Origin of the sequence: Streptomyces sp. H27-D2 (assembly GCF_035828615.1) — a bacterium.
Taxonomy (GTDB): domain Bacteria; phylum Actinomycetota; class Actinomycetes; order Streptomycetales; family Streptomycetaceae; genus Streptomyces.
Window position 1 is genome coordinate 36,176 of record NZ_JAYMZR010000067.1, and the last position, 6,527, is coordinate 42,702.

The 6,527-nt window shown below is 68.7% G+C and carries 8 protein-coding genes; 5 read left to right on the plus strand and 3 right to left on the minus strand.

The features are described 5' to 3' along the window. Nucleotides 1-43 precede the first annotated feature (43 nt). Both dapB and QMK28_RS23560 read left to right on the plus strand, forming a co-directional pair. Entirely contained in the window at nucleotides 44-799 is a 756-nt protein-coding gene (gene dapB, locus QMK28_RS23555) for a 4-hydroxy-tetrahydrodipicolinate reductase (protein WP_326441234.1), read from the plus strand. A gap of 4 nt (nucleotides 800-803) precedes the next feature. Then, nucleotides 804-1,256, plus strand: coding sequence for a tetratricopeptide repeat protein (locus QMK28_RS23560; protein ID WP_326441236.1), 453 nt, complete (start codon nucleotides 804-806; stop codon nucleotides 1,254-1,256). 156 nt (nucleotides 1,257-1,412) lie between these two features. Here the strand turns inward: QMK28_RS23560 and QMK28_RS23565 are convergent, their stop codons facing one another. Beyond that, the gene (locus QMK28_RS23565) at nucleotides 1,413-1,970 is read right to left on the minus strand and encodes a hypothetical protein (protein WP_326441238.1); all 558 of its coding nucleotides are present in this window, start codon (nucleotides 1,968-1,970) and stop codon (nucleotides 1,413-1,415) included. A 94-nt stretch (nucleotides 1,971-2,064) separates the two neighbouring features. Beyond that, on the minus strand, nucleotides 2,065-2,307 hold the full coding sequence (locus QMK28_RS23570) for a hypothetical protein (RefSeq protein WP_326441240.1): 243 nt from the start codon (nucleotides 2,305-2,307) through the stop codon (nucleotides 2,065-2,067). A gap of 224 nt (nucleotides 2,308-2,531) precedes the next feature. Between QMK28_RS23570 and thyX the strand changes: the two genes are divergently transcribed. From thyX to QMK28_RS23585, 3 genes are all read left to right on the plus strand, one after another. Further along, a complete protein-coding gene (gene thyX, locus QMK28_RS23575; RefSeq protein ID WP_326441242.1) occupies nucleotides 2,532-3,272 on the plus strand; it encodes an FAD-dependent thymidylate synthase in 741 nt (246 codons plus the stop codon). Nucleotides 3,273-3,459: 187 nt separating this feature from the next. Continuing rightward, nucleotides 3,460-4,359, plus strand: coding sequence for a 4-hydroxy-tetrahydrodipicolinate synthase (gene dapA, locus QMK28_RS23580; protein ID WP_326441244.1), 900 nt, complete (start codon nucleotides 3,460-3,462; stop codon nucleotides 4,357-4,359). Nucleotides 4,360-4,495: 136 nt separating this feature from the next. Next, a complete protein-coding gene (locus QMK28_RS23585) occupies nucleotides 4,496-6,181 on the plus strand; it encodes a ribonuclease J (RefSeq protein ID WP_326441246.1) in 1,686 nt (561 codons plus the stop codon). Nucleotides 6,182-6,327: 146 nt separating this feature from the next. Here the strand turns inward: QMK28_RS23585 and QMK28_RS23590 are convergent. Next, nucleotides 6,328-6,527: hypothetical protein (locus QMK28_RS23590; RefSeq protein ID WP_326441248.1), on the minus strand; the 200-nt coding region annotated here is incomplete at its 5' end.

Here is a 6,527-nt window from a genome sequence, read left to right on the forward strand (position 1 = left end):
CGCGCCCGCGCGCCCGAGAGCCCGAACGAGAAGGAAGAGCACCATGAGCAGCAAGCTGCGGGTGGCCGTCATCGGAGCCAGGGGCCGTATCGGCTCCGAGGCGGTACGGGCCGTCGAGGCCGCGGACGACATGGAGCTCGTCGCGGCCCTGGGCCGGGGCGACCGGCTGGAGACACTGGTCGACGCGGGCGCCGAGGTGGTGGTCGAGCTGACCAACCCGGGCTCGGTGATGGGCAACCTCGACTTCTGCGTCCGGCACGGCATCCACGCCGTCGTCGGCACCACCGGCTGGACCGACGAGCGGGTCGCGCAGCTGGGCACCTCGCTGGAGGCGTCGCCGTCGACCGGAGTGCTCATCGCGCCGAACTTCTCCATCGGCGCGGTGCTGACCATGCGCTTCGCCGAGCAGGCAGCCCGCTTCTTCGAGTCGGTCGAGGTCATCGAGCTGCACCACCCGAACAAGGCGGACGCGCCGTCCGGCACGGCGACGCGTACCGCCCAGCTGATCGCCGCGGCGCGGCGGAAGGCCGGCAGCGCCCCGCAGCCGGACGCGACGAGCACGGCGCTGGACGGCGCGCGCGGCGCGGACGTCGAAGGGGTGCCGGTGCACTCGATCCGGCTCCGCGGCCTGCTCGCGCACCAGGAAGTCCTGCTGGGCGGCACCGGCGAGACGCTGACCATCCGGCACGACTCGCTGCACCACAGCAGCTTCATGCCGGGCATCCTGTTGGGCGCACGCCGCGTCGTATCGACCCCGGGCCTGACCTTCGGGCTGGAAAACTTCCTGGATCTGGGCTGACACCGTGCGCGCAAAGATCACTTACTTCGTCCTCGCGGCGGTCCTCGTCGTGTACTTCCTGCTGGTCGGCAGCCGCGGTCTGCTGCTCATTCAGCACGGCACGGTGCTCACCGTCGTCTTCGGTGCGGCTGTGCTCATCCTGCCGGTCATCGGCATCTGGTTCCTCTGGCAGACGACGAAGTTCGCGCGCGGCGCGGACCGGCTGGCGGCCGAGCTGGCCGCCGAGGGCGGTCTGCCGGAGGACGAGCTGGTACGCACCCCGGCCGGCCGCATCGACCGGGACTCCGCCGACGCGGTCTTCGCCAGGCGCCGGGACGAGACGGAGCTGACGCCGGACGACTGGCGGGCCTGGTTCCGCCTCGCCGTCGCCTACCACGACGCCCGGGACACCCCGCGCGCCCGCAAGGCCATGCAGCGCGCGATCGCCCTGCACGACGGCAGGCCCGTACGCGTCTGATCCATACGCTGCCGGCGCGGCCGATCCGCTGGACTCGCCCGAACGCGGCAGGGCCCCTGCCCGCCTGACACCTCGTCGGTGCCGGGCGGGCACGGGCCCGCGCTCGTATACGCGCCGCGATGGGCGGGCCCTGACGGGCCGGCCCGCCGCAGCGGCTCAGTGCTGTGCGGCCTGGTGCTCGGCGGCCCAGCCCTCGATGGCGTCGGTGGCCATGTCGAAGGCCTCGGAGCGCCCCAGGAAGTCCGCGTTGTGGTCGGTGAGCCGCGAGCTGAGCGGCGCCCGACCGGTGCGCTCGATCACCAGCGCCTGCCCCTGAACCGTCCGGGGCAGCGCCAGCCAGCGCACCGGCTGCTGGAGGGTGCGGACCGAGGAGACCTCGGACCACGGGATGGTCTCCGTCGTGAACAGCCCGATCTGGCGCAGACCCTGCTCGCTCACCCAGATCCCGACCCGCAGCCCGCGCAGCGCGCCGGCGATGATCAGGGCGGCCAGGGCGACACAGACGCCCGCGCCGGGCAGTCCGCCCGCGAACGCGATGATCATCGCTGCGAACAGCACGAACGAGGCGAGCAGCAGCAACAGCGCCGCCGCCCCGACCCGCCAGGGCCCCGGGCGGTACGGGCGACGCCAATAGTCCCGGTCGTCGAACGGCAACGCGGTATCGACCGCGAAGTCATCGACCTCGCGGTCGGCCGTCAGGAAGGGCAGGGGCACGACTCGTCCTCACTCACACGCCCGCTGGACAGGGCTGTGACGGGTGAGGTTATCGAGCCGTGCGGGAGGCGACCACCCCAGGGTGGCAGTCGGCTCAGCGACCGTTCGCCGCCTCGGACTGCGGTGCGCGCTTGGTGTGCTGTTGACTCGTATCGAGCGCGGGAAGCCCGAACAGCAGGGCTCCCACGAGACCGCAGACCACGGTCAGTCCGATCATCGAGCCGCCGGCGATCTGGGACCGGCTGGCACGGGTGCGTGGGGGAGGGGTGACGTTGCTGCGGAACTGGTCTGCTTCGGCAATGAAGGCGAATGGCACGGGCTCTCGCCGGCGGAACATGGTTGGGCTCTCCTAGGAACCTTGAACTGGGCGTCTCTTCAAGGGGAACGAGCGTGGGGGTCGCTCAGTGCCCGTTTTCGACGACTTCTGTGAAAAATATCAACTGGCGTCCCGGCTTCCGCCACCGGGGTCGCATTTGTCCGACCGGGCCGCGCTCCGCGGAAATCCGCGACAGCCGTAGGCTTACCGCCGCCCAGATGATTGCGAACGGAAGGACCCCGCCGGTGACCGACACCCCCGCCGAGAGCACCAAGGCCAGTTTCCGCAGCGACGTGAGCGTCGAGTTGGTCAAGCACAGCGCCGGCGACTCCGACGTCCTGTGGGCGGCTCGCGTCTCGACCGCAGGCGAGCAGTCCCTGGAAGAGCTCCAGAAGGACCCGGAGCGCTCCAAGGGCTTGATCAATTTCCTGATGCGGGACCGGCACGGCAGCCCGTTCGAGCACAATTCGATGACCTTCTTCATCAGCGCCCCGATCTTCGTCTTCCGCGAGTTCATGCGGCACCGCGTCGGCTGGTCGTACAACGAGGAGTCCGGCCGCTACCGCGAGCTGCAGCCCGTCTTCTACGTCCCCGGCGAGGCCCGCAAGCTGGTCCAGCAGGGCCGCCCCGGCAAGTACGTCTTCGTCGAGGGCACCCAGGCCCAGCACGAGCTGACCGGCCGCGTCATGGTGGACGGCTACCAGCACGCCTACGAGGCCTACCAGGAGATGCTGGCGGCCGGTGTGGCCCGCGAGGTGGCCCGTTCGGTGCTGCCCGTCGGACTGTTCTCATCGATGTACGCGACGTGCAACGCCCGCTCGCTCATGCACTTCCTCGGCCTGCGCACGCAGCACGAGGAAGCGGCCGTCCCGTCCTTCCCGCAGCGGGAGATCGAGATGGTCGGCGAGAAGATGGAAGCCCACTGGGCCGCTCTGATGCCGCTCACCCACAGCGCGTTCAACACGAATGGCCGAGTCGCTCCGTAGAGCGTCAGTCGTGCGAACGTTCGGGGCGGCTACGCGAAGTGTCCGTATTGCGGCATTTGGCGAAGTTCATCTAGGCTGAACAAATGGACCCGGCGCTGCCTGAACCCCCGAGCAGGCAGCGCCGGGATCCACACCCCGGCAGCCCCGAGGGCACATCGCGGGGCGCGCAACGAGTAGCGTGGCCCCCATGGCTCCGACTTCCACACCGCAGACCCCTTTCGGGCGAGTGCTGACCGCGATGGTGACTCCGTTCACCACGGATGGCGCACTGGACCTCGATGGCGCTCAGCGGCTCGCCGCCCATCTGGTGGATGCAGGCAATGACGGCCTCATCATCAACGGCACCACCGGCGAGTCCCCGACCACCAGCGACGCGGAGAAATCGCAGCTGGTCCGGGCCGTGGTGGAGGCCGTGGGCGACCGGGCGCACGTAGTGGCCGGAGCAGGCACCAACGACACCCGGCACAGCGTCGAGCTGGCCCGCGCCGCCGAGCAGGCGGGCGCGCACGGCCTGCTCGCCGTCACGCCGTACTACAGCAAGCCCCCGCAAGAGGGACTGTTCCAGCACTTCACCGCCATCGCCGAGGCCACCGGGCTGCCGGTCATGCTCTACGACATCCCCGGCCGCAGCGGTGTCCCGATCAACACCGAGACGATGGTCAGGCTCGCCGAGCACCCGCGGATCGTCGCCAACAAGGACGCCAAGGGCGACCTCGGCCGCGCCAGCTGGGCCATCGCCCGCTCGCGGCTCGCCTGGTACTCCGGTGACGACATGCTCAACCTGCCGCTGCTGTCCGTCGGCGCCGTCGGGTTCGTGTCGGTCGTCAGCCATGTCGTCACCCCTGAGCTGCGCTCACTGCTCCAGGCGCACCTGGCCGGCGACGTCAGCAAGGCGACCGAGATCCACCAGCGGCTGCTCCCCGTCTTCACCGGCATGTTCCGTACCCAGGGCGTCATCACCTGCAAGGCCGCACTGGCCCTCCAGGGGCTGCCCGCAGGCCCGCTGCGCCTTCCGCTGGTCGAGCTGTCTCCGGAGGAAACCGAACAGCTCAAGCGCGATCTCGCCGCCGGCGGGGTACACCTTTAATCACCGACTTCACAATTGAATACCGACATCCGTTTCGACACTTCAGTAAGTGCACAACTGTCACGCTCGCCGCGTGTTCCCGAGGCTCTCCACAGGAGGCCGGGGGACAGGTGGCGCGTGTGGTGAGGAGAGTCTTTTGAGTCATCCCCATCCCGAGCTCGGCCCGCCGCCGAAGCTCCCCAAGGGCGGCCTGCGCGTCACCCCCCTCGGCGGTCTCGGCGAGATCGGTCGCAATATGACCGTCTTCGAGTACGACGGCCGTCTGCTCATCGTCGACTGCGGCGTGCTCTTCCCCGAGGAGGAGCAGCCCGGAATCGATTTGATCCTGCCGGACTTCACGTCCATCCGGGATCGCCTCGACGACATCGACGGCATCGTGCTCACGCACGGCCACGAGGACCACATCGGCGGCATTCCCTACCTGCTGCGCGAGAAGGCGGACATTCCGCTGATCGGCTCCAAGCTGACCCTGGCGCTCATTGAGGCGAAGCTCCAGGAGCACCGCATCCGGCCGTACACCCTCGAAGTCAAGGAGGGGCACATCGAGCGGATCGGCCCCTTCGACTGCGAGTTCGTGGCGGTCAACCACTCCATCCCGGACGCTCTCGCGGTAGCCATCCGCACCCCGGCCGGCATGGTCGTGCACACCGGCGACTTCAAGATGGACCAGCTGCCGCTCGACGGCCGCCTCACCGACCTGCCCGCGTTCGCGCGGCTCGGTGAAGAGGGCATCGACCTGCTGCTGTCCGACTCGACCAACGCCGAGGTGCCCGGATTCGTCGCGCCCGAGCGCGACATCTCGAACGTCCTGCGCACGGTGTTCGCCAACGCGGACAACCGGATCATCGTGGCGAGCTTCGCCAGCCACGTGCACCGCATCCAGCAGATCCTCGACGCGGCGCACGAGTACGGGCGCCGGGTGGCCTTCGTCGGCCGCTCGATGGTCCGCAACATGGGCATCGCCCGTGACCTCGGCTACCTCAAGGTCCCGGCCGGTCTCGTGGTCGACGTGAAGACGCTCGACGACCTGCCCGCCGACGAGGTCGTGCTGGTCTGCACCGGCTCGCAGGGCGAGCCGATGGCCGCGCTGTCCCGGATGGCGAACCGCGATCACCAGATCCGGATCGTCCCGGGCGATACCGTGATCCTGGCCTCGTCCCTCATCCCGGGCAACGAGAACGCGGTCTACCGCGTGATCAACGGCCTGACCCGGTGGGGCGCGAACGTCATCCACAAGGGCAACGCCAAGGTGCACGTCTCCGGCCACGCCTCGGCCGGCGAGCTGCTGTACTTCTACAACATCTGCAAGCCGCGCAACCTCATGCCGGTGCACGGCGAATGGCGCCACCTGCGCGCCAACGCGGAGCTGGGCGCGCTCACGGGCGTACCCAAGAACCGCGTGGTCATCGCCGAGGACGGCGTGGTCGTCGACCTGATCGACGGCGTCGCCAAGATCGTCGGCAAGGTGCAGGCGGGCTACGTGTACGTCGACGGCCTCTCGGTCGGCGATGTCACGGAGACCTCGCTCAAGGACCGCAGGATCCTCGGCGACGAGGGCATCATCTCGGTCTTCGTGGTGGTCGACAGCACCACCGGCAAGATCGTGGGGGGCCCGCACGTCCAGGCCCGCGGCTCCGGCATCGACGACGCGTCGTTCGCCGCCGTGCTGCCCAAGATCGAGGAGCAGCTGGCCAAGTCGGCCTCCGACGGAGTCGCCGAGCCGCACCAGATCCAGCAGATGATCCGCCGTGTGATGGGCAAGTGGGTGTCCGACGTATATCGCCGGCGTCCCATGATTCTCCCCGTCGTCGTCGAGGTCTGACGCAGCGTCACCTGACTGGACGGCCGTACCCCGGAGCCGATTTGCTTCGAGGTGCGGCCGTCCAGTACGTTTACACCTCCCCGCCCCACCAAGGACCTGGCACCATCGTGTGTCCGGAAGCTGGAGCAAGGCGGTGGGAATTCGACTCAGGGAAACCTGATAAAGTCGGAGCAGCCGAAAGGCAAGGCCCCGCAAGCGGCCGCTGGATTGAAATTCAGACCGGAAACGGACTGGAAATGAGTCTGGTAGAGTTTGCAACGCAAGACCGAGTGAGCGCCCGGAGAGCCTGGTGAAACAGGGTTGAAGGAAGCGTTTGTTCCTTGAGAACTCAACAGCGTGCCAAAAG

Bases quoted from the DNA above. Each gene is read 5' to 3' on its own strand.
- dapB (WP_326441234.1), top strand. From the start codon at position 44: ATGAGCAGCAAGCTGCGGGTGGCCGTCATCGGAGCCAGGGGCCGTATC.
- QMK28_RS23570 (WP_326441240.1), bottom strand. From the start codon at position 2,307: ATGTTCCGCCGGCGAGAGCCCGTGCCATTCGCCTTCATTGCCGAAGCA.
- dapA (WP_326441244.1), top strand. From the start codon at position 3,460: ATGGCTCCGACTTCCACACCGCAGACCCCTTTCGGGCGAGTGCTGACC.